At 66.3% G+C, this 21,799-nt stretch carries 18 protein-coding genes; 9 read left to right on the plus strand and 9 right to left on the minus strand.

All coding sequences use genetic code 11. The features are described 5' to 3' along the window. Positions 1-55: 55 nt before the first annotated feature. From ACEVQ6_RS11485 to ACEVQ6_RS11500, 4 genes are all read right to left on the minus strand, one after another. Positions 56-1,354, minus strand: a complete 1,299-nt coding sequence (locus tag ACEVQ6_RS11485; RefSeq protein ID WP_374889108.1) for a cobyrinate a,c-diamide synthase — start codon at positions 1,352-1,354, stop codon at positions 56-58. Then, positions 1,351-2,184 carry a uroporphyrinogen-III C-methyltransferase gene (gene cobA, locus ACEVQ6_RS11490; RefSeq protein WP_374889109.1) on the minus strand — a complete coding sequence of 278 codons (834 nt, stop codon included), beginning with the start codon at positions 2,182-2,184 and terminating at the stop codon, positions 1,351-1,353. Before cobA ends, ACEVQ6_RS11485 begins: the two co-directional genes overlap by 4 nt. A 139-nt stretch (positions 2,185-2,323) precedes the next feature. Then, positions 2,324-2,743, minus strand: coding sequence for a cobalamin biosynthesis protein (locus tag ACEVQ6_RS11495; protein WP_374889206.1), 420 nt, complete (start codon positions 2,741-2,743; stop codon positions 2,324-2,326). Between the two features lie 271 nt (positions 2,744-3,014). After that, entirely contained in the window at positions 3,015-5,156 is a 2,142-nt protein-coding gene (locus ACEVQ6_RS11500; protein ID WP_374889110.1) for a sensor domain-containing phosphodiesterase, read from the minus strand. Positions 5,157-5,525: 369 nt separating this feature from the next. Here ACEVQ6_RS11500 and ACEVQ6_RS11505 point away from each other — a divergent pair, with 369 nt between their 5' ends. Both ACEVQ6_RS11505 and ACEVQ6_RS11510 read left to right on the plus strand, forming a co-directional pair. Beyond that, a complete protein-coding gene (locus ACEVQ6_RS11505; RefSeq protein WP_374889111.1) occupies positions 5,526-6,311 on the plus strand; it encodes a TSUP family transporter in 786 nt (261 codons plus the stop codon). A 78-nt stretch (positions 6,312-6,389) separates the two neighbouring features. Next, complete coding sequence (locus ACEVQ6_RS11510; protein ID WP_374889112.1) at positions 6,390-6,596, plus strand: hypothetical protein; 207 nt, start codon at positions 6,390-6,392, stop codon at positions 6,594-6,596. On the opposite strand, the gene cobO is transcribed toward ACEVQ6_RS11510, so the two are convergent. The 5 genes from cobO to ACEVQ6_RS11535 form a co-directional block, all read right to left on the minus strand. After that, positions 6,593-7,240, minus strand: coding sequence for a cob(I)yrinic acid a,c-diamide adenosyltransferase (cobO, locus tag ACEVQ6_RS11515; protein WP_374889113.1), 648 nt, complete (start codon positions 7,238-7,240; stop codon positions 6,593-6,595). The two genes, ACEVQ6_RS11510 and cobO, sit on opposite strands and share 4 nt — an antisense overlap. Then, positions 7,237-11,001: a cobaltochelatase subunit CobN gene (gene cobN, locus ACEVQ6_RS11520; protein ID WP_374889114.1), complete on the minus strand. Its 3,765-nt coding sequence runs from the start codon at positions 10,999-11,001 to the stop codon at positions 7,237-7,239. Before cobN ends, cobO begins: the two co-directional genes overlap by 4 nt. Before the next feature lie 58 nt (positions 11,002-11,059). Continuing rightward, a complete protein-coding gene (gene cobW, locus ACEVQ6_RS11525; RefSeq protein WP_374889115.1) occupies positions 11,060-12,124 on the minus strand; it encodes a cobalamin biosynthesis protein CobW in 1,065 nt (354 codons plus the stop codon). Between the two features lie 4 nt (positions 12,125-12,128). Further along, a complete protein-coding gene (gene cobU / locus ACEVQ6_RS11530; protein ID WP_374889116.1) occupies positions 12,129-12,653 on the minus strand; it encodes a bifunctional adenosylcobinamide kinase/adenosylcobinamide-phosphate guanylyltransferase in 525 nt (174 codons plus the stop codon). Between the two features lie 175 nt (positions 12,654-12,828). Further along, positions 12,829-14,298, minus strand: a complete 1,470-nt coding sequence (locus ACEVQ6_RS11535) for a cobyric acid synthase (protein ID WP_374889117.1) — start codon at positions 14,296-14,298, stop codon at positions 12,829-12,831. Positions 14,299-14,534: 236 nt separating this feature from the next. On the opposite strand from ACEVQ6_RS11535, the gene ACEVQ6_RS11540 reads away from it, so the two are divergent. The 7 genes from ACEVQ6_RS11540 to ACEVQ6_RS11570 all read left to right on the plus strand — a co-directional run bounded on the left by ACEVQ6_RS11540 (position 14,535) and on the right by ACEVQ6_RS11570 (position 21,795). Beyond that, complete coding sequence (locus tag ACEVQ6_RS11540; protein ID WP_374889118.1) at positions 14,535-14,678, plus strand: hypothetical protein; 144 nt, start codon at positions 14,535-14,537, stop codon at positions 14,676-14,678. Between the two features lie 770 nt (positions 14,679-15,448). After that, positions 15,449-16,447, plus strand: coding sequence for a glycine betaine ABC transporter substrate-binding protein (locus tag ACEVQ6_RS11545; RefSeq protein WP_374889119.1), 999 nt, complete (start codon positions 15,449-15,451; stop codon positions 16,445-16,447). 258 nt (positions 16,448-16,705) lie between these two features. Further along, the gene (locus tag ACEVQ6_RS11550) at positions 16,706-17,617 is read left to right on the plus strand and encodes an ABC transporter permease (protein WP_374889120.1); all 912 of its coding nucleotides are present in this window, start codon (positions 16,706-16,708) and stop codon (positions 17,615-17,617) included. Next, entirely contained in the window at positions 17,610-18,653 is a 1,044-nt protein-coding gene (locus tag ACEVQ6_RS11555; protein WP_374889121.1) for a quaternary amine ABC transporter ATP-binding protein, read from the plus strand. The genes ACEVQ6_RS11550 and ACEVQ6_RS11555 overlap by 8 nt, the downstream gene beginning before the upstream one ends. 338 nt (positions 18,654-18,991) lie before the next feature. After that, on the plus strand, positions 18,992-20,401 hold the full coding sequence (locus ACEVQ6_RS11560; protein WP_374889122.1) for an O-antigen ligase family protein: 1,410 nt from the start codon (positions 18,992-18,994) through the stop codon (positions 20,399-20,401). A 30-nt stretch (positions 20,402-20,431) separates the two neighbouring features. Next, a complete protein-coding gene (gene bmt, locus ACEVQ6_RS11565) occupies positions 20,432-21,442 on the plus strand; it encodes a betaine--homocysteine S-methyltransferase (RefSeq protein ID WP_374889123.1) in 1,011 nt (336 codons plus the stop codon). A 5-nt stretch (positions 21,443-21,447) separates the two neighbouring features. Continuing rightward, positions 21,448-21,795, plus strand: coding sequence for a hypothetical protein (locus ACEVQ6_RS11570; RefSeq protein WP_374889124.1), 348 nt, complete (start codon positions 21,448-21,450; stop codon positions 21,793-21,795). Positions 21,796-21,799: the final 4 nt, after the last annotated feature.

Raw genomic sequence — 21,799 nt, forward strand, 5'->3', positions numbered from 1 at the left:
AGCGTAAGCGACAGGCGGCGCACACCGCTCCCTTCGCGCACCTTCACCTCCGGCCTCATGCCGCCCTGTCGATCAGATGCAGGAAAGAGCCGGCCACGCGGCCGCGCCTCAGACCGGCGGTGCCGAGATCGGATCCGGCGGCGTCATGGACACGAAAGAGCGGATCAGCGGCACCTTCCGACACGATCGTCGCGTAGTGGAACTCATGCGCCATCACCGTCCCCTGAACGAAAAAGTCCTTGCCGGCTGCCGCACGGCGGTAACCGAGATGCCGGCGGCGCTCGGCAAAACTCGTCACCAGAGGCAGGAGGCCCGTCATGGGGTAGCGGACGCCGTCGGCCGCGACAAGACCCTCGCCCAGCACCATGTAGCCGCCGCATTCGCCGAAGACGACCGCCGAGCGGGCCGCAGCCCCCCTGAGCCCGGTCTTGAAGCGATGCGCCTCGGCGAGGCGGGCCGCATGGAGCTCCGGATAACCGCCCGGCAGGTAGACGGCATCGGCATCCGTCGCCGGCGCTTCGTCGGCAAGCGGCGAAAACGGCAGGATCTCGGCCCCGGCCTTTCGCCAGCCGTCGAGCAGATGCGCATAGGCGAAGGCGAAAGCGCGATCCCGCGCCACGGCGATGCGGCTGCCGGGCGGATCGAGTGCGGTGACCTCCGCCGTTGCGCCGCCGATCCGCGCGCCGCGCGCGATCGCCACGATCGATTCCATGTCGCATGTCTCGGCGACGCAACGCGCGGCGTGGGCGATGAAGGTTTCCAGCGCCGGATGCTCCTCCGCCAGGACGAGGCCGAGATGACGTTCTGGAAGCACGAGCGCCGGGTCGCGCCGCAGCGCGCCGAGCACAGGCATGGCGATGGCGGCAAGCGCCTGGCGCAGCATCGCCTCGTGGCGGTCGCTGCCGACCTTGTTGAGGATGACGCCGGCCACGGGCACGTCGGGACGAAATGCGGCGTAGCCGGACACCAGCGCCGCCACTGACTGCGCCATCCGGCCGCAATCGACCACGAGCACGACGGGAAGGCCGATGAGGGCCGCGAGATCCGCCGGCGTGCCGCTGCCGTCCATTGCCCCGTCGAAAAGTCCCATCATGGCTTCGACGATCAGCGTCGCGCCGCCCGCCGTCGCGCGTGCGGCCTGACCCCGTATCCATTCGGGACGCATCGCCCAGGGATCGTAGTTGAGGCAGGCGACGCCGCTCGCCGCGGCATGGAAGGCCGGGTCGATATAGTCGGGACCTGCCTTTCCCGGCGCAACCGCGATGCCGCGATCGCGGAGCGCGCGCATGAGGCCGAGCGTCAGCGTCGTCTTGCCCGAGCCCGACGACGGGGCGGCGATCAGCAATCCGCTCATGCCCGGTCCTTCAGCGCGGCGGCAGGGGCGGCAAGCACCCGCCCGTTCATGGCGCCCAGCCAGTCGAGCGATTCGCGCAGACGCACGACCTCTCCGAGAACGACGATCGCGGGCGCCTCGATGCGGGCGGACGCGGCATCGGCCGCCGCATGGCCGAGCGTCGTCTCGAGGACCGTCTGCTGCGGGGTGGAGGCGGCGCAGACGAACGCGAGCGGCTCGTCCGCGCGGCGTCCGGCGGCGATCAGCCGGCGGGTGATCTCGCCGATGTGTTTTAGCGCCATGTACATGACGACGACCGGCGAACCGCGTGCGACCCCTTCCCAGTCGATCACGTCCGGCACGAGGCCGGAGGCGTTGTGGCCGGTCAGGAAGGTGACGACATGGGTGACGTCGCGATGCGTCACCGGAATGCCGGCATAGGAAAGACCGCCGATCCCGGCCGTGACTCCGGGCACGATCCGGAACGGGATGCCATGCTCGACGAGGGTCAGCGCCTCCTCCCCGCCGCGTCCGAAGACGAAGGGATCACCGCCCTTCAGCCGAAGAACGCGCTGACCGGCGCGGGCGAGCGCCACCAGGCGAAGCGAAATGTCGCGCTGCTTCGGCGACGGCTTGCCGCCGCGCTTTCCCGCGAATTCAAGGACGGCGCCGGCCCGGGCGTAACGAAGGCAGCCGGCGTCCACGAGCGCGTCGTGGACGATGACATCCGCCTGCCGCAGCGCATGGGCGGCATGAAGGGTCAAAAGCCCCGGATCGCCCGGCCCGGCCCCCACCAGCCAGACGGAGCCGGGCTGCAGGACGGGAAGATCGGCAAACGGATCACATGTCATCGGCCCGCCCTTCCCCGTCGCGTTGAATCTCCGTGTGAAGTTGCGGACTCCGATTGCCAAGACATGCCGGCAAGCGCCTGGGGGGATTCATGAATCATTTTCTCAGAAAGTTGAATCAAAACATGAAGAAAGGCCGCCATCACGCGAAAGCCCCGTTATGGGGCGCGGCCACCACAGCGATCGCCGCCGTTGCCCGCGCCGAGCGGAGCTTCGGCACGGCAAGCCATCCATCCGGGCCCGCCGCCGCGAGCGCCGCCGCCTCGGCGACGCCATGACAGCCAGTATGGGCGAAAACGATGTCGGAAGGGTTGAGAAGGCGGGGCGTCAGGGCCTCGAGCGTCGCCGCGTCGAAGGTGCGGAGCGCGACGGCAAAATGGCGGGCGGCGTCGATGACGGCCGGCTCGTTCGCCCGCCGGTCCAGGGATGCGATGCAGCCGATCCGGGCGCCCAGCACACCGGCGCGGGCAAGCGCCGCCTCCGCAAGCGCGATGATCTCGGCAGCCGGCGTATTCCGTTCGCAGCCGAGACCCAGGAAAACGCAAGGCCCGGATTCCGGCATGTCGCCGCGATGATGGCTTTGCCCGGCTTCCTCTCGCGTCATGGTCCGCCTCCCGATCGGATCGCCGCGACAGTGCCGGGGACACGCCGGCCTGACGGGATGCCGGCGCGGCGGGCACGACAGCTGCGGATCACGCCCCCGTTCGGGTCGGCCTTTCCGCACGCTCTTCCGGCCCGCGCATCACGGGCACTGTCACCTTCCATTGTCTAGTGAAGGCCGGCGGAGCGGTCAAACCGATTTGCGCCATCTCCTTTGACGAACGCGCCGTCGCTCAACCGGTCGCGCATCGCGGTCGGGCCGACGGAGGCGTCAGGTCGGCAAGAGCCTCGTCCGCGGGAACGGGCTTTCCGTAGAGATATCCCTGGCCGCAGCGGCAGCCGAGCAGTTTCAGCACCTGTTCCTGCTCGACGGTTTCGATCCCCTCGGCAATCGTCTCGAGGCCGAGATCGGTGCCCATGGACAGCATGGCGCGGGTGATCGCGGCATCCTGCGGGTTGCTGATCAGGTCGCGGACGAAGCGCCGGTCGATCTTCAATGTCGTCAGGGGAAAACGCTGCAGGGAACTCAGCGAGGCGTAGCCGGTGCCGAAATCGTCAAAGGCAATGCGCACGCCGATCTCGCGCAACTCCCGGATCGCCGCCAGCGACAGATCGTCCTTGTGCAGCGCGATCGTCTCGGTGACCTCAAGTTCGAGCTGCTCCGGCTTCAGGTCGTGGCGCGACAGTGTGTCCGTCACGTGCTGCGCGAGGTTGCCGGAACGGAACTGCGCGGCAAACAGATTGACACCGACGCGGATGTCGCCTCGCCCGGCGTCGCGCCACCTTGCCATCTGACGGCAGGCTTCGTCGAGCACCCACCAGCCGATCGGCAGGGCCAGGGAACTCTCTTCCAATGCCGGAAGAAACGTGGCGGGCAGCAGCAGGCCGCGTTCCGGATGCTGCCACCGGATCAGCGCCTCCATGCCGATCACGCGCCCCTCGGTGAGCGAAACCTGCGGCTGGTAGAAGAGCCGCAGATCATTGTGCTGGAGGGCCCTGAGGAGCTCGTCCTGCGTCGCGCGCCTCAGGGCGGTCGCGTTGCGCATCTCCGGCTCGAAGAGAAACGCCGACCGGCCGCCAGCCTGCTTCGCCCTGTAGAGGGCGAGATCGGCGCTGGCGATCAGTTCCTCACCATCGCTGCCGTGAAACGGCGCGACCGCGCATCCGACGCTCGCCGTCACGTGAAAAACATTGCCGCCGAACTCGAAGGGCTCGTCAAAGGCCCGCAGCACCCGCCCCGCCACCGCGCGTACCGTCGCCGGATCGCCCACTCCGGAAAGAAGGATGGCGAACTCGTCCCCGGTGAAACGACCGATCATGACGCCGCCGTCGAAGATCGTCGGCAGGCGCACCGCCACGGCCTGAAGCAGCGAATCGCCGACGTCATGGCCGAAGCTGCCATTGACCTCGTTGAAATGATCGATATCGACAAGTAGGACCGCGGCGTTCGACGCCTGCGCGACCGCATCGACGACGAGATCCTCGAAATGCAGACGGTTGATGAGACCCGTCAGGGGATCATGATGGGCAAGTCTCAGCAGACGGGCATCGCGCTCGCGCCGCTCGGTGATATCGCGGATCATCGCCCCGATGCCGATCCCGTGCTCGTCGGTCCAGGTGGACAGCGACAGTTCGATCGGGAACTCCGTCCCGTCGCGCCGCAACGCCACGAGTTCGACGGTCTTGCCACTCAGCTTGGAGGGCACGCCGCCGGCCACGCGCGCGACCCCGTCGCGGTGGGCGCCGCGCAGGCGCTCGGGAATGATGATATCGAGCGGCCGACCGATCATGTCCTCGCGACCGTAGCCGAAAAGCTGGGTCGCGGCGCGGTTGACGAAGGTGATGCGACCTTCCGCATTGATCGCCAGAAGCGAAACGGCATTCGCGTCGGCAAATCCCATCACCGTCCGCCGCACCATCTCGGCGCGGCGCCTCTCGATCTCGTCCATGACGAGGGCCGCCATTTCCTGCAGCCTGTCACGATCCCCCCGATCGAAGCTCGCGCGCGGCTGGGTGTCGAGAATGCAGAGCGCACCCAGCCTCTGGCCGCCGGGGGCGATCAGCGGCGCACCGGCATAGAAGCGGACGAACGGAGCCTGTGTGACAAACGGGTTTTCGGAAAAGCGCGGATCTTGTGATGCGTCCGCCACCACCATCACCTCGTCGCTGCGGATGGTGTGGTCGCAGAAGGAGATCGACCGGGCGGTTTCCTCCAGCTCGAGACCGACGCGGGACTTGAGCCACTGTCGCTCGCGCCCGACAAGGGAGATGAAAACGATGGGCGCCTGGAAGAGCGAGCGCGCTAGGCGGGCGATGCGATCGAAGCGCGGTTCGGGCGCGGTACCGGCGATCTCGAACCCATCGAGCGCGCGCAACCGGCCTTCCTCGACACTGTCGAGAGCGCAAGCGGTTTGCTCCTGCTCGAGCATCCTCAATCCTCGCAACCCTGTCCGATGCCGGCAAGCGGCATGTTCCACTCCCGCGCGCGTCCTCGCGGACACAGCACACGCCGGGAAAGCCTAGGGGCGAGATGTTATCGAGTGATAAAGGTCCACACCACTGATTCACCGTGACGACCTTAACGCAACTTCAACGATTTGCCTGCAGCGGGCATACCAACCGATGTCACCGTGCCGACGAGCGCGAAAGGATCGCCTCGGTTACAAACGGGATTTGCACTTTTCGCGTCCCTCGTGCATGGATCGGAAGCCGCCGTCGCGCTTCCCGAAATCAGGATTGTCCTCTTGGCCGATCTCACCGTGCAGGTCATCGCCTTTCTCGTCGTCGCGGCGTTCGTCGCCGGGTTCATCGATTCGATCGCGGGCGGCGGCGGCATGATCGCGCTTCCGGCACTGCTCATCGCCGGAGTTCCGCCGCTCGAGACGCTGGGCACGGCGAAGCTGCAATCCCTCTTCGGCTCGGGCTCGGCGAGCCTTGCCTATGCGCGCCGTGGCCATGTGCATCTGCGCACGCAGTTGCCGCTGGCGGTGATCTCCGCAGCCGGCGCAGCGGTCGGCGCCCTGGCGGCAACCGTGATGCCGGCTTACCTGCTTCGGCTGATCCTTCCTTTCCTGCTGATCGCCATCGCGCTTTTCTTTGCCGTCAAACCCGACATTGACGACAGCGAGCGCGCGCGAAAAATCGGTGCTTTCGCTTTCGCCGCCACGCTCGTGCCGGCAATCGGCTTCTATGACGGCATCTTCGGCCCGGGCACAGGCTCCTTTTTCATGCTGGCCCTCGTCACGCTGGCGGGTTTCGGCGTGCTCAAGGCAACCGCCCACACCAAGGTGCTCAATTTCGGCTCGAACCTCGGCAGTTTCGTCGTCTTCGCCGTCTCAGGCGCCGTCCTCTGGAAACTGGGGCTGATGATGGGCGCGGGCCAGTTCCTCGGCGCGCAACTCGGCTCGCGGCTTGCGATCCGCAGCGGCGCGCGCATCATCAAGCCGATGCTGATCCTGTCCTGCGTCGCGCTCACCACGCGCCTTCTTGCCGACCCCACCCATCCGATCCGGGTCTGGGCCGGCTTCTAGTCCGGTTAAAGACCCGGAATCGATCTCTCTGGAAGAACCCGCAAGCAATTGATGGAAAACGCTTTTCACGAAGAACGAATGAAGCCGCCTGTCGCATGTCCAAAAAAAGAAAGTGCGAGCGCCTGTCCGGCGAACACTGGCTCACCGGCCAAGCTCTATTTCTCTGTTTTAACAGATTGTCCGGATGTCAAATCCGATCCGGATTTGACTGGAAATGCTTTACTCTTTTACTTTGCCGCAGTGTCCGATGCCGAAGCGATCCCGCTTCGGCTGGAAATCCTCTAGAATTCCACGCCGATCTGCGCCTTCACGCCGGAGCGGAACGGATGCTTGACGAGTTCCATTTCGGTGACGAGGTCGGCGGCCTCGATCAGGGCTTCCCTGGCATTGCGCCCGGTCAGAACGACATGGGTCATGGCCGGCTTTTCTTCCGCGAGGAAACGAAGGACCTCGTCCAGATCGATATAGTCGTAGCGCAGTGCGATGTTGATCTCGTCGAGCAGAACCATGGCATTGCCTTCGTCGCGAATCAGTTCCTTCGCCTTTTCCCAGGCCTTTTCCGCCATGGCGACGTCACGGGCCCGGTCCTGCGTTTCCCAGGTGAAGCCCTCGCCGAGCGTGTGGAACGCGCAGAGGTGCGGGAAATGCGTCTCGATCAGCGTCCGCTCCCCTGTCTCCCACGCGCCCTTGATGAACTGGACGACGGCGCAGCGCCGTCCGTGGGCGATATGGCGGAAGATCATGCCGAAGCCGGCGGTGGACTTGCCCTTGCCCTTACCGGTATGGACGATGACCAGACCTTTCTCGCCGGTCTTGCTCGCCATGATCTTGTCGCGCGCCGTCTTCTTTTTCGCCATCTTCATGGCATGGCGCGCGTCGTCGCCGACGGTCCCGTCGATGGATGCGCCGGTGTCGTGGTCGTCGTTCATGCGGTGTCCCCCTGTGCCGTCCGCAGGCCGCGCGGCGAATGCGCCGCGCGGGCGGAGTGGATTTCGAGCTCGAACCGGGCGGAATTCGACCGCGGCGTCCAGAGCCCGCGCGCGATGGCGTCGAGCAGTGTGTCGGCCATGTCGGAAAGGGCTGCCGGGTTGACCTCCTGCAGGAAGCGCCGAACCGCCTCGTCGTTGACATAGGCCGCATAGACGGCGTCGAAATGGTGGTCGCCAACGGCCCCGGTGACGGCGGCGAAGGCGTAGAGATAATCGACCGTCGCCGCGATCTCGATCGCGCCCTTGTAGCCGTGGCGCATCACGCCCGCGATCCACTTCGGATTGACCGCCCGGCCGCGCACGACGCGTCCGATCTCCTCCTCCAGCGTGCGGATCACCGGCCGCTCGGGCCGCGAATGGTCGTTGTGATAGATCGACGGCCGGGCGCCGGCCAGCATCTCCACCGCGGCCCCCATGCCGCCCTCGAATTCGACATAGCCGTCGCTGTCGAGCAGGTCGTGTTCGCGATTGTCCTGATTGTGGACGACGGCGTCGAGACCGGCGAGCCGTTCCTCCAGAAGATGGCGCGCACCGCGGCCTTCCTCGCCGGCGCCATAGGCATGGCCGCCGAAGGCGAGATAGGCGCCGGCGATCTCCGAGCGGTCGTTCCAGCCGCCCCCGGCGACCAGCGCATCAAGGCCTGCGCCATAGGCACCCGGCGCCGAACCGAAGACGCGGTAGGAGGCCTGACGCTGCGCCTCGGCGGCATCGACGCCTGCCGCCTGCAACCGCCGCCGCGCATCCCGCATCGCCGATGCAACCCGGTTGTCATCGTCGTCCTCGTCCAGCATGCCGACGGCGCCGACCGCGCGGTCGAAGAGCGCGATCTGGTCGGGAAAGGCATCGCGGAAAAAGCCGGAGACCCTCAGCGTCACGTCGATGCGGGGGCGCCCCAGAACGGCGAGCGGCAGGATCTCATAGCCGGTGACGCGGTGCGACACCGGATCCCAGACCGGCTTCGTGCCGATCAGCGCCATCGCCTGGGCGATGTCGTCGCCGCCGCTGCGCATGTTCGACGTGCCCCAGGCCGTCAGGCCGAAGGCGCGCGGCCAGTCGCCGTGGTCCTGAAGATAGCGGCGGATCAGGAGCTCGGCCGACTTGCGGCCGAGGTCGTAGGCGGCCGGCGTCGGCACGGCACGGCTGTCGACCGAATAGAAATTGCGGCCGGTCGGCAACACATCCGGTCGGCCGCGCGTCGGCGCGCCCGAAGGGCCGGGCGGGACGAAACGGCCGTCGAGGCCGGCAAGCAGCATCGCCCTCTCCGACGGGCCGCAGGCGAGGATCGACGGTTTCAGGACCGTCTCCACCTGATCGAGCACTGCCTTGGTCCGGTGCCATTCCGGCGGGCAGGCCTGTTCGCCGGAAACGAGGGCCGTCGCCATGCGCTCGATGCGGTCGACGGTGTCACCGGCCGTGCGCCAGCGCTCGTCGGACATCGCAGCAAGCATGTGCGGCCGGGGCGCCTCCCACGGTGCCGCCATGGCGCAATCAAGCGGATCGAAGGCGGCGGCGCCGCTTGCCAGCCCCGCATCGGCGGCGATCGCGCGATGGAGGCTCTCCTTGTCCTCGCCGCGCGGCGCACGGGCGAGCGCCACGGTCAGATCCGTCAGCAATCTGCCCTCCGGCGATACGCCGAAGACATGCAGTCCGTCGCGGATCTGCATCTCCTTGAGGTCGCAGAGATAGGCGTCGAGCTTTTCCAGCGCACGGTCTTCGGCGTCCGTGCCGGCGATCCCCGCGTCCCGGTCGAGGCCGCTGTCGCGCACGAGATCGAGGATCTGCCGGCCGAGCAACTTCAGCCGGCGCGGATCGACGCCGGCGGCATCGTAATACTCGTCCACGAGCGATTCGAGATCGGCGAGCAGCCCGTGATTGCCGGCCCGCGTCAGCGGCGGCGTCAGGTGGTCGATGATGACGGCGCCGCTGCGGCGCTTGGCCTGCGTCCCCTCGCCCGGATCGTTGACGATGAAGGGGTAGAGATGCGGCATCGGGCCCAGCACCGCCTCCGGATAGCAGGCGGCCGAAAGCGCCAGCGCCTTGCCGGGCAGCCATTCGAGCGTTCCGTGCTTGCCCATATGGACGATCGCATCCATTCCGAAGACCGACCGCAGGAAGAGATAGAAGGCGAAATAACAGTGCGGCGGCACAAGGTCGCCCGCATGGTAGGTCTCCTTGATGTCGACGTCGCGGCCGCGCGGCGGCTGGATCCCGACGATGACATTGCCGAGCGAAAGCAGCGAGAGGCGGAAATGACCGTCGCGGACGGCGGGGTCGGCGTCCGGCTCACCCCATCTGTCAACGACCTCACGCTGAATCTGATCGGGAAGCGAACGGAAGAAGTCGTTGTATCGACGGAGGGAAAGCGCCTCGCCGATGTCCCGGCTTTCAACGAGACGCGCGATCAGGCCCGCGCCGTCAGCGGGCAGGTCGTTAACGGCATATCCCGCCTCGGCCAGCGCGCGCAGCACCTCGACCGTGCCGGCGGGCGTGTCGAGCCCGACCCCGTTGCCGATCCGGCCGTCATTGCCCGGATAATTGGCGAGGACGATCGCGACCCGTCGCCGCGCCGGCGACGTGCGCCTGAGCCGCACCCAGCTGGCTGCAAGACGCGCGCAAAAGGCGATGCGGTCGGCAAGCGGCTCATGGCCGACGATGTTCGCCTCCACCGTCTCGTCGTAAACGGCCGCGGACTTGAACGAGACGGCGCGCGCGAGGATGCGGCCATCCACCTCCGGAAGCGCGACGTTCATCGCCAGATCGCGCGCCATCAGCCCTTGCGACGACGCCTCCCAGACGGGACGCGACGACCCGGAAAACACCACCTGCAGAACCGGCGCGTCATTTGTCTCCAGCACCGTCGGCTGGCGTGCGGCGCCGGGCGCCGACACGGCAAAGCCGGTGGCGTTCAGGGTGAGGTCCGGCCGGACCTCGGAGAAGATCGTTTGCAGCGTCGCGACCGACACGGCATCCTTCAGACTGGTGACGAAGACGGGCAGCGCGCGCAGGCCCTCCCTCGCCAGCGCGGAGACGAGCGCCTCGACCGGACGCGTCTCGCCGCTCTGCACGAGGGCACGGTAGAAGCAGACGGCGACGGTCGGCGAGCTGCCCTCATCGGCAGCGGCGAGCGCCTTCCAGCGTTCCACGCCGACGACACCGCTGCCCGGCCACCAGATGCCCGCCTTGAGCAGGGCGCGGGCGGCAACCGGCATCTTCCCCTTGCCGATCAGTGCCTGGCAATAGCGCAGGAACAGGCCGGCATTGTCGACGCCGCCTTCGGTAAAATAGTCCCAGAGCCGGCGCCGATGCGCCGCGGACACGGTGGAATAGGGGTCGAGCCCGGGATCCGGCTTGTCGCAGCCCGGCAGCACGGCAATGTCGAAGCGGTGGGTGACGGCGGCGGCGTAAAGCGCCTCCAGCAGATACTGGAAGTAGCTGGCGCCGCCGAGCGGACGGACGACGACGAGGCGCGCATGACGAACGGTGCGCTCGACATAGGTGTCGACGGACATCGGATGCTTGAGCGCCAGCAGGTTCGCGAGCCGCAGTGTCGGCGCATCCTCGAGGCCACGGCGGGCCGCGGCGACCGAGGAGAGCTCGGTGTCGGCCGCCGAAAGAAACAGGACGTCGCCCGGCGACTGGCCGAGATCGATCGCCTCATCGCCGTCGGCGATCGATCCCCTCTGCGCTAGAAGGAGGTGCATCGCGGCTTTCCCTCGCGGCGAAGCGGACGGGCCGTTCCCCGGACACGCGCCATGATGTTCAAGCCACCGCCGCGATCGCGCCGCGTATGGCAGCCTCATCGAGATCGTGCAGACCGATGACGACGAGCCGCGTGCCGCGCGCCTCGCCGGGCGCCCAGGGACGGTCGAAATAGGTGTCGACGCGCGCCCCGACCGCCTGCACGAGCAGGCGCATCGGTTTTCCAGGCACGTCGGCGAAGCCTTTCAGTCGAAGGATGTCATGGGCCGCGATCACCGGCTTCAGCCGCTCGACGAAAGCGGCCGGATCGGCGATCTGGCCGAGCTCGACGACGAAACTGTCGAACTCGTCGTGGTCGTGCTCCTCGCCATTCTCGTGTTCGAGTTCATGATGGGATTTGCGGTTGGCGATGTCGTCCTCGGTGCCGACGCCGAGCCCGAGCAGGATCGCAGCCGCGACATCGCCGTTGCGGGCCTCGATCATCGCGGGCTTGCGCGCCGTGCGCGCCGCGACCTCGTCGCGCACGGACCGAAGCCCGGCTTCGTCGACGAGGTCGGCCTTGTTGAGGATGATCAGGTCGGCGGCCGTCAGCTGGTCCTCGAAGAGTTCCTCGATCGGGCTTTCATGGTCGAGAGTGTCGTCCTCGGCGCGCAGCGCGTCGACCTTGTCGTGGTCGTCGGCAAACCGTCCGGCGGCCACCGCCGCGCTGTCGACGACGGTGACGACGCCGTCCACCGTCACCTGGGTGCGGATGTCCGGCCAGTTGAACGCGGCGATCAGCGGCTGGGGAAGCGCGAGGCCGGAGGTCTCGATGACGATATGGTCCGGCCGGCGATCGCGCTCCAGCAGTTTCGTCATCGTCGGAATGAAATCGTCGGCGACCGTGCAGCAGATGCAGCCATTGGTCAGCTCGATGATGTCGTCCTCGCTGCAGGCTTCCGCCCCGCAGCCCTTCAGCACGTCGCCATCGACGCCGAGATCACCGAACTCGTTGATGATCAGCGCGATGCGCCGGCCTTCCGCGTTCTGCAGAAGATTGCGGATCAGCGTGGTCTTGCCGGCTCCGAGGAAGCCGGTGATCACGGTCGCGGGGATCTTGCCATGGTCGGCGGCGTGCTGGTTCATCGTCTCATCCCTTCATTTTCAACGGCAGGCCGGCCGCGATGAAATAGACCTCGGCGGCACGCTCGGCCACCCGCTGGTGCAGGCGCCCGGCATGGTCGCGAAAATCGCGCGCCATGCGATTCTCCGGCACGATGCCGAGGCCGACCTCGTTGGACACGAAGATGACGCGTCCGGCAAGGCCGTCGACCACGCCGCAGAGCCGGTCGAACTCGACCGGAAGATCACGCTCTGCCATCATCAGGTTGGTAACCCACAGCGTCAGGCAGTCCACCAGTATCGTGCGCTGCGGCACATCGATGTCCAGAATGCGACCGGCAAGGTCAAGCGGCTCCTCGTGGTTGATCCAGGGCGCGCCGCGCCGAAGACGGTGTTCGTCGATGCGCGCGCGCATCTCGTCGTCGAAGGCCTGGCCGGTCGCGACGTAATGCGGCGGCGCGATCGACATCAGCGCCAGCGCTTCCGCAAACCGCGACTTTCCCGACCGGGCCCCGCCGAGAACGAGGACCGCACCCTTCCCGGCTTCCGTCATGCGCCCTGCCCTCCCAATGCCGCTCCGCCGCCACCCGGCGCATCCGGACGGCGGCGGAGCGGGCGCGCGCGAAAGAGGGGACGATTCGTAGAAAAAGAGGCGTCCGTCTCGGGTTGATCGCGGCGCGGGCCAACAGGCCTCCATTTGACATAGGAAGGGTGCGACGAGGTGTCAATCACGCGGGCGAACCTCCCGACAGCAGGGTGTCGAGCCAGCGCCGGTCGAGGACGCGTTCGAGCGCGGCGGCGATCTCGTCCAGTGCCGCATCGACCGCAGCGCGATAATTGCCCCCGCCCGCCCTGATGCCGAAACTGGCGAGCAGGGCAGCCCGGTAGGCGTCGCTGGCAAAAATCCCGTGCAGATAGGTGCCGGTCACGCGACCATCGGCGGAGGTCGCGCCATCGGGACGGTGTCCGATCCGCACCGGTGCACGCGTCGTATCCGGTCCCTGCGTCTTACCGAGATGGATCTCGTAGCCGGAAAGCGGCACGTCATGCTCCAGCGACCAGGCCTCGACATTGCGGACTGCCTTTTCCGCCTGCATGACCGTCTCGACATCGAGAAGCCCGAGGCCGTCGGTGTCCGTGACGCTCCCTTCGAGACCCAGGGGATCGCTGACGCGCCGGCCGAGCATCTGGTATCCGCCACAGAGGCCGATGACGCGCCCGCCGCGCCGGACATGACGCTTGAGATCGTCATCCCAGCCCTGCGCCCGAAAATCGGCGAGATCCGCGATCGTCGACTTCGATCCCGGGACGACCACCAGACCGGCATCGGCGGGCAGACGGTCGCCCGGCCTGACGAAAACCAGGTCGACGGCGGGCTCGGCGGCCAGCGGATCGAGATCGTCGAAATTGGCGATCCGCGACAGGACGGGGACGGCAACCTTGAGCGCGCCGTCTCCGCCGCGCACGAGCCTTTCCAGAACGACCGAATCCTCCGCCGGCAGGCGCGCGGCGGCGGCAAGCCACGGGACGACCCCGAAACAGGGCCAGCCGGTGAAGCCACGCACCGCCGCGATGCCGTCGTCGAAAAGCGACACGTCGCCGCGAAACTTGTTGATGATGTAACCGGTCACCATCGCGCGATCGCCGGGATCGAGGATCGCATGGGTGCCGACCAGCGAGGCGATGACGCCGCCGCGGTCGATGTCGCCGACGAGCACCACCGGCACGCTTGCCCTCGTGGCAAAGCCCATATTGGCGATGTCGCCCGCGCGCAGATTGATCTCGGCCGGAGAGCCCGCGCCTTCGACGATCACCAGGTCCGCTCCCTGTCCGACCCGGGCGAAACTGTCGAGCACGGAGGCCATCAGCCCCGGCTTCAGTCTCTGGTAATCGCGGCCCCGCGCCTGCCCGACGACCTTTCCCTGGACGACGATCTGGCTGCCGGTCTCCGATTGCGGCTTGAGCAGGACCGGGTTCATGTGGACCGAGGCCGGGACCCGGGCCGCCAGCGCCTGAAGCCACTGCGCACGGCCGATCTCGCCACCGTCATCGGCGACGGCGGCATTGTTCGACATGTTCTGCGGCTTGAACGGGCGGACGGTCAGGCCGCGATTAGCGGCCAGCCGGACGAGGCCGGCGACAAGGACCGTTTTTCCGACATCAGAACCGGTCCCCTGGAGCATGATCGCGCGTGTCATGAAGGCGATGTAGCATTGTGCCCGCCCGGCGGAAAGCCTTGAAATGCCGCAGTTTGGCCATGTTTCCACAGGCGTTGGGCCGGGTCGTGCCATGCAGTCCGCGCAGGCCTGCCATGCCTGTCCTTTTTGCGACATCGCACGGCGGCGCGAGCCTTGCTTTCGCCCCTTAAAAAGCCTACATCCGCGTCATCGAAGCAACGACGCGGCACATCGCCCGAAACCCAAGGCCAACACCCATGCTCTTCATCTTCTCGAAGGCTCACAGCGTACAGATCGCCTGGAACTCCCTCGTCCCGGCCGCCCGCTCCAACGTCCGCAATGTCGTCGCCGATTCCCCGCTCGGACCGCTCGGCTTCATCCGCACGCGCAACGTCGGCTGAACCGTCCGCGCATCCTCAGGAGTGCTGCCGCATCATACGAACCGCATCCGCCCGGATGCGGTTTTTTTGTTTGGCGACGATGGCCGGATGCAAAACGCAAGAAGCCGCACGCGTCTTTTCGCAGTGCGGCTCAGTCGGAATGAAGAAAATCTGCTGCGTCCGTCGCAGGGGCGGGAACGCGGTCCGGGACGCACAACCTGATCCGGACCGACGGCAGTGTCCCCCGCCGCAGGTCCACAATTAGCGCGACAATCTTACCGGATGGTTAGTACGGCTCCGGCGATCCGGCGATTTCCCGGAATTTTCAAAATTTAATTCGTTCACGCAGAAATTATTTGCCACGACGCAGATCGGACAGCATCTGTCTGCATTGAAACAAATGCCACCAGAGCGCGAAACGGTGAATTCGAATTTACGCGCATCGCGTGGGCATTTGCCCAAAATGAACTCCCTCCACTGCGATTTCAACGGCTTGCACGCGGCGGTATCAGGCCATGGATGCGGCCGGCCTGCGCGGAAGGCATATTGGGAGGTTGATTTCTCTGTCGGAATACATAGGCTCACCTCAACGGTAAACAAAGGCCCGGGCTGGCGACAGGGTTCCGCAGCCGGGGATCGAAGACAAGACGAAAAACCGTTTCGGCATGGGGAACGCGCCGTGAGCCGGGGCTCCCGCTGCCTCTTCCCCATCGGGTCGCCGGATGTTGCAGGATCCGGCCGGGCCTTTCCTTCGAGTGCTGCTCCATTAAGACTGGGAGGTCTTAAGACACATGAAGAAACTTCTCGCTTCCACGATCATGGCCGCCGGCATCTATGCGCTCGCCGGCTCCGCCCAGGCCGCCGAGTGCGGCGACGTCACCATCGCGGAGATGAACTGGGCGTCCGCAGGGGTCGCCGCCTGGGTCGACAAGATCATTCTCGAAAGCGGCTATGGCTGCACCGCGACGCTGGTCACCGGCGACACGATGCCGACCTTCGCCTCGATGAACGAAAAGGCGCAGCCGGACATGGCGCCGGAAATGTGGGTCAATGCCGTGCGCACCCCGCTCGACGCGGCGATCAAGGAAGGCCGCCTGATCCAGGCCGCGCCGCTCCTTTCGGAAGGCGGCGTGGAGGGCTGGTGGATCCCGAAGTTCTTCGCCGATGCCCATCCCGACATCAAGACCGTGCAGGATGCGCTGAAGCACCCCGACCTTTTCCCCGCCCCGGAAGATCCGTCGAAGGGCGCCGTCCACAACTGCCCGTCGGGCTGGAACTGCCAGGTATCGACCTCCAACCTCTACCGCGCGCTCGACGCCGACAAGGACAACTTCACCCTGGTCGACACCGGCTCGGCCGCGGGCCTCGACGGCTCGATCGCCAACGCCTTCGAGAAGAAGGCGGGCTGGCTCGGCTATTACTGGGCGCCGACCGCAATCCTCGGCAAGTATGAGATGACCCGGCTTTCGTTCGGCGTCGATCACGACAAGGCCGACTGGGACGCCTGCACCGCCGTGCCGGACTGCCCGACGCCCAAGGTCAACTCCTATCCGCGCTCCGACGTCTTCACCGTCGTGACCAAGGCCTTCTCCGAAAAGGCGGGCGTCGCCATGGACTATGTCAAGACCCGCCAGTGGGACAACGGCACGGTCGGCAAGGTGCTCGCCTGGATGGACGAGAACCAGGGCACGAACGAGGATGCCGCCAAGTACTTCCTCGCGAACTACCAGGACATGTGGACCAAGTGGGTCGCGCCGGACGTCGCCGAGAAGGTCAAGGCCTCTCTCTGACCGACCTTTGCGCAAGGGCAGCGGATCATCGAGGGGGGTCCGCTGCCCTTCGCGTCTCCTGAACACGCCGGACCGGTTGCGGGCATCGACAGCAATGCGTCGCAACCGGTACAGTCGCGGATCGCGGGACACGGTATCTGACAGGAATTGACCGGGGGCCTGAACGTTCTTCTCCAGGCCCGAAACAGAATGTGCGACCTTACGGGATGTCCTCCCCTTTTTCACGCACGCGCCGGATAACAAAAAAGGGGAAAATTCATGGCACTTGCTTGCGATCTGCTGCCGCAATCTCTCTGTAAGTTCCCGTCGCTGGATTCCGGCACTATGCTGGCGATCCGCAAGACGGTCGATACGGGCTTCCGGGACTTCGTCCGCGCCTATGGCACCTTCATCGACGCACTGACCAATCCGTTGCAGTGGTTCCTGAACTGGCTCGAGGGCCTGTTCGTCGGCTCGCCGTGGATCCTCGTGCTCGCGGCGATGGTCGCCGTCGTCTATTTTGCCAGCCGCGACGCGAAGATCACGATCGGCACCGCGCTCGCGATGCTGGCGATCGGCGTCGTCGGCCTGTGGCAGGATACGATGATCGCGCTGTCGATGGTGACGGTCTGCACGCTGATCTCGATCGTCGTTGGCATTCCGATCGGCATCGTCATGGCGCGCTCCGACAGGGCGCAGGGCGTGATCAACCCGATCCTCGACGTGATGCAGACGATGCCGAGCTTCGTCTACCTGATCCCGGTAGTGATGATCTTCGGCATCGGCAAGGTGCCCGGCCTAATCGCCGTCGTCATCTACGCGGTGCCGCCGATGATACGGCTGACCAATCTCGGCATCCGCCTGGTCGACAAGGAAGTGCTCGAGGCGGCCGACGCCTTCGGTTCGTCGAGCTGGCAGCGGCTGAAGAACGTCCAGATCCCGCTGGCGCTGCCGACCATCATGGCCGGCATCAACCAGACCATCATGATGTCGCTCGCCATGGTCGTCGTCGCATCGATGATCGGCGTCGGCGGTCTCGGCCGCAACGTGCTGCAGGCGATCAACAACCAGTTCTTCACCGTCGGCTTCCTCAACGGCTTCGCCCTCGTCGCGATCGCCATCATTTTCGACCGCACCAGCCAGGCCTACGGCAAGCGCCTGCAGAAGCATTCGGAGGTCATCCATGGTTAGTCATGCAATCGAGGTGAAGAACCTCTACAAGATCTTCGGTCCGCGCGGACGCGATTTCGTCGACCAGGTCAAGTCCGGCATGGGCAAGGGCGAACTCAACGAGAAGCACGGGCATGTGCTCGGCCTGCAGAACATCAACATCTCCATGCCTGCCGGCGGCATCATGGTGGTGATGGGGCTTTCCGGCTCGGGCAAGTCGACGCTGATCCGCCACATCAACCGGCTGATCGACCCGACCTCGGGCGAGGTGCTCTATGACGGCGTCGACGTCTGCAAGATGAACGAGAACGACCTGCGCGAATTCCGCCGCCACAAGACGGCGATGGTGTTCCAGAAATTCGCGCTGCTTCCACACCGGACCGTCATCGAGAACACGATCTACGGCCTGGAAATCCAGGGCGTGGAGCGCGGCGAGAGCGAGAAGCGCGCACGCGGCTGGATCGAACGCGTCGGCCTGAAGGGCTTCGAGAACCATTACCCGAACCAGCTCTCGGGCGGCATGCAGCAGCGCGTCGGCCTCGCCCGGGCGCTGACCAACGACGCCGACATCCTCCTGATGGACGAGGCCTATTCGGCGCTCGACCCGCTGATCCGCGTCGACATGCAGACCGTTCTCCTCGACCTGCAGAAGGAGTTGAAGAAGACGGTCGTCTTCATCACCCACGACCTCGACGAGGCGCTGCGCCTCGGCGACAAGATCGCCATCCTGCGCGACGGGCGTGTCGTCCAGCAGGGGACGGGACAGGAGATCGTGCTTAACCCCGCCGACGGCTACATCACGGCCTTCGTCAAGGAGGTCAATCGCGGCCGGGTCATCAATGTCGAGACCATCATGCGGCCGCTCGACGGCGAGCCCCAGGGGATCGCGATCCGGACGGGAACCGTGCTCGAGACCGCCGCCCGGCAGATGACGGCCGCCAGCCAGACCGTCGGCCATATCGTCGACGCCAACGGGACGCCGGTCGGAAAACTGGACCTCGCCGCGATCATTTCGGCCATGGTGACGCCGACGACGCATGAGCGAAGGGCGGCCTGACGCAGCCCCTGTCGTGCCTCTCCCGCCGAAGCGACGTCGCTTTGGCAACGGAGAGGACGTCGACATCGAAAGCATGGCGCGTTCCGGATGCTCCCGCTTTGGCCGGATATGGCCGCGCTCCCCTGCCCCGCCCTCGTGCGGGGCTTTTTCGTCGGCGCTGGCGCGGGTGCCCGCCGACGTCGTAGAGAGATGGCTTGGGAACGGGGCAAGGTGATGTGCGACAGGCCGGCGGCGGCGGGAGATGCTTGACGGAAGATTAACCGGGACCGCCGACAATGCGGCCGGTTTGCGCCAGTGCCGGCCAGTGTCGGCGGGCGTGCGGCCCCGGAAGTTCAGCGATGACGACGAAGCCTGCTCCCCCGTCCGTTACGATCGCCGTGCCGTCGCTCTCAGACGGCAGCGGCAAGCGCGTGGTCGCGGTGACCGCCGCGTTGCTTTCCGGCTTCGGCCTGTTCATCATCGTCCTGACCCTGATCCCCTTCTTGAGTTCCGCCGACAACGCCGCGAGAACGACGAACGAAGGCAACATGATCAACCAGGTCGGCTATCTCGGCCTCGGCGGCATCTACCTCTTCGCCATGATGGTCATCGTCGAGCGCAAGCTGCTCCTGCGCCTGATCTCGCCGTCCTGGATCGTCATCTTCGCCATCGCCTTTGCCTCCTGCCTTCAATCCTACGATCCGACGGCCGCGGCGCGCGGGCTGACGCAGAGCCTGATCGCCATGATCCTCGTCGCCGGCACGCTGACCCTGCCGCGCTCGGAGCGCGATTTCGTCCAGGCGGGCGCGAATGCGATGCTGATCCTGATCCTCATCGACTATGCGGCCCTCGTCGTCGCACCCGACCGGGCGATCCACAGCGCCGCCGGCGGCGAGCCGTGGCATGCCGGCTTCTGGCGCGGCCATCTCCTGCATAAAAACGTGTCCGCGCCGGTCTTCTCCATCCTCGCGATGTTCGGCATCTATTGCATCCGCTCGGGCCTGACACTGCGGGGGACGCTGATCACGCTGCTCGCGGTCAATTTCGTCCTGCACACCGGCTCGAAGACGACGCTCGGTTTCCTGCCGATCGCCATCGGCCTCGTCCTCGGCGGCCGGATGATCGGCCGGCCGGGCCTCACCATCGTCGCCCATCTCTTCCTGACCGTGGTGATCTTCGGCCTGACGGTCGGCACGGTCTTCTCGCCGACGCTTCTTGCCGCCACCTCCGCCATTCTCGCCGACGCGACCTTCACCGGCCGCGACGCGATCTGGGACTTCGCCATCGCCAGCATCCCGGACAAGCTCTGGTTCGGTCACGGCTATGCGAGCTTCTGGCTTTCCCCGGTGATCATGGCGATGGAGAAGAACTTCGAGGCGAGTTGGGACGTGCGCGGCATCGTCACCGGCCACAATACCTATATCGACGCCGTGCTGACCTTCGGCCTCCCGGGCGGCCTGATCATGATCTTCCTGATCTTCTTCAAGCCGTTGCTCGACTATCTCGGCGCCTGCCGGCTCTCGGGCGCCTCCGCCTTTGCCGACTTCTGCGCGATGGCGGTCATCTTCATGACCTATGCGGCAATGCTCGAAAGCTTCGTCCTCAACCGCGCCGATCCGATGTGGATGCTGACCGCGCTCGCCGTCTTCGGCCTCGGCCTCGCCGCGCGCCATCCGCTGCGCGGCGCGCGAAAACCCGCCCCGGACATCCAGGCGCGGCGACGATACTGGCGGGAGCGGTTGCAATCATATAAAGATATCTTTATATGATTGGACAGACCAACGATCCGGGAATCATCCATGTCCAATCCGCTCTCCGACCTTCTCGCCGAGAAGGGCATCCTGCTGGCCGACGGCGCCACGGGCACGTCGCTGTTTGCCATGGGGCTCGAGGCCGGCGAGGCGCCGGAGCTTTGGAACGAGGCGAAGCCCGAAAACATCGTCAAGCTGCATCAGGACTTCGTCGATGCCGGCGCCGACATCATCCTCACCAATTCCTTCGGCGGGACCCGCCACCGGCTGAAGCTGCACCAGGCAGACGACCGGGTTCATGAATTGAACCGGAAGGCTGCGGCGATCGCGCGCGCGGTCGCGGACAAGGCGCCGCGCAAGGTGATCACGGCAGGCTCCGTCGGTCCGACGGGAGAACTGCTGCAGCCGCTCGGCGCGCTCAGCTATGACGACGCCGTGGAAGCCTTCGCCGAGCAGATCGAGGGGCTGAAGGCGGGCGGTGCGGACGTCGCCTGGATCGAGACCATGTCCTCTCCGGAGGAAATCCGCGCGGCAGCGGAAGCGGCGGTGAAGGTCGGCCTGCCTTACGTCTATACGGGCTCCTTCGATACCGCCGGCAAGACGATGATGGGCCTGCATCCGCGCGACATCCATGGCGTGGCGAAGGATATCGGCGAGGGCCCGATCGCCGTCGGCGCCAATTGCGGCGTCGGTGCGGCCGACATCCTCTCCTCGCTTCTCGACATGACCGGTGCGGATCCGTCGGCGACCGTGGTCGTCAAGGGCAATTGCGGCATTCCCGAATTCCGCGGCTCCGAAATCCATTATTCAGGAACGCCGCCGCTGATGGCGGATTACGCGCGGCTGGCGATCGATGCCGGCGCCCGGATCATCGGCGGCTGCTGCGGCACCTCCTGTCAGCATCTGGCCGCCATGCGGCAGGCGCTCGACACGCACAAGGCGGCAAGCCGTCCGACGATCGAGACCATCGTCGAGCGCATCGGGCCGCTGCGCAACAAGACGGCAGACGCAACGCCCACCGCCGCTCCGCGCGAGCGCGGGCGGCGCCGGCCGAGCTGACGGCGATGGCGGCGGGTTCCGTTCCCTTCCCGGATCGCGACACGGTGGCGGGAAAGCTCGCCCGCCTCGGCGAGGAGGACCAGGCCTTCCTGCGCCTGCTCCTCGAAAATCCGGCACAGGACGAGCAGGTGATGGAAGGTGTCTACCGCCATCTCGATCTGGCCGCGCAGGCACCGTTCCTCAACACGCTGAAGCTCGACCGGCTGGGTGCCTGGCTCGGCGACACCGCGCCGGCCCGGCTGCAGATGCGGCTGATGGAGGCGGCGAAATCCGGACAACATCCCGCCTATGACGCGTTTCGCGCCGGGCTCGCCCGCTCCGGCGGCCTCGAACGCGCCTATCCGAAAGTCTGACCGC

Source organism: Ensifer soli (assembly GCF_041928815.1).
Taxonomy (GTDB): domain Bacteria; phylum Pseudomonadota; class Alphaproteobacteria; order Rhizobiales; family Rhizobiaceae; genus JBHFEI01.

Bases quoted from the DNA above. Each gene is read 5' to 3' on its own strand.
- ACEVQ6_RS11570 (WP_374889124.1), top strand. From the start codon at position 21,448: ATGGCGGCGGGTTCCGTTCCCTTCCCGGATCGCGACACGGTGGCGGGA.
- ACEVQ6_RS11510 (WP_374889112.1), top strand. From the start codon at position 6,390: ATGAAGCCGCCTGTCGCATGTCCAAAAAAAGAAAGTGCGAGCGCCTGT.
- cobU (WP_374889116.1), bottom strand. From the start codon at position 12,653: ATGACGGAAGCCGGGAAGGGTGCGGTCCTCGTTCTCGGCGGGGCCCGG.
- ACEVQ6_RS11540 (WP_374889118.1), top strand. From the start codon at position 14,535: ATGCTCTTCATCTTCTCGAAGGCTCACAGCGTACAGATCGCCTGGAAC.
- ACEVQ6_RS11485 (WP_374889108.1), bottom strand. From the start codon at position 1,354: ATGAGCGGATTGCTGATCGCCGCCCCGTCGTCGGGCTCGGGCAAGACG.
- cobO (WP_374889113.1), bottom strand. From the start codon at position 7,240: ATGAACGACGACCACGACACCGGCGCATCCATCGACGGGACCGTCGGC.
- ACEVQ6_RS11555 (WP_374889121.1), top strand. From the start codon at position 17,610: ATGGTTAGTCATGCAATCGAGGTGAAGAACCTCTACAAGATCTTCGGT.
- cobA (WP_374889109.1), bottom strand. From the start codon at position 2,184: ATGACATGTGATCCGTTTGCCGATCTTCCCGTCCTGCAGCCCGGCTCC.
- ACEVQ6_RS11545 (WP_374889119.1), top strand. From the start codon at position 15,449: ATGAAGAAACTTCTCGCTTCCACGATCATGGCCGCCGGCATCTATGCG.
- cobN (WP_374889114.1), bottom strand. From the start codon at position 11,001: ATGCACCTCCTTCTAGCGCAGAGGGGATCGATCGCCGACGGCGATGAG.
- cobW (WP_374889115.1), bottom strand. From the start codon at position 12,124: ATGAACCAGCACGCCGCCGACCATGGCAAGATCCCCGCGACCGTGATC.
- ACEVQ6_RS11535 (WP_374889117.1), bottom strand. From the start codon at position 14,298: ATGACACGCGCGATCATGCTCCAGGGGACCGGTTCTGATGTCGGAAAA.
- ACEVQ6_RS11550 (WP_374889120.1), top strand. From the start codon at position 16,706: ATGGCACTTGCTTGCGATCTGCTGCCGCAATCTCTCTGTAAGTTCCCG.
- ACEVQ6_RS11495 (WP_374889206.1), bottom strand. From the start codon at position 2,743: ATGCCGGAATCCGGGCCTTGCGTTTTCCTGGGTCTCGGCTGCGAACGG.
- bmt (WP_374889123.1), top strand. From the start codon at position 20,432: ATGTCCAATCCGCTCTCCGACCTTCTCGCCGAGAAGGGCATCCTGCTG.
- ACEVQ6_RS11560 (WP_374889122.1), top strand. From the start codon at position 18,992: ATGACGACGAAGCCTGCTCCCCCGTCCGTTACGATCGCCGTGCCGTCG.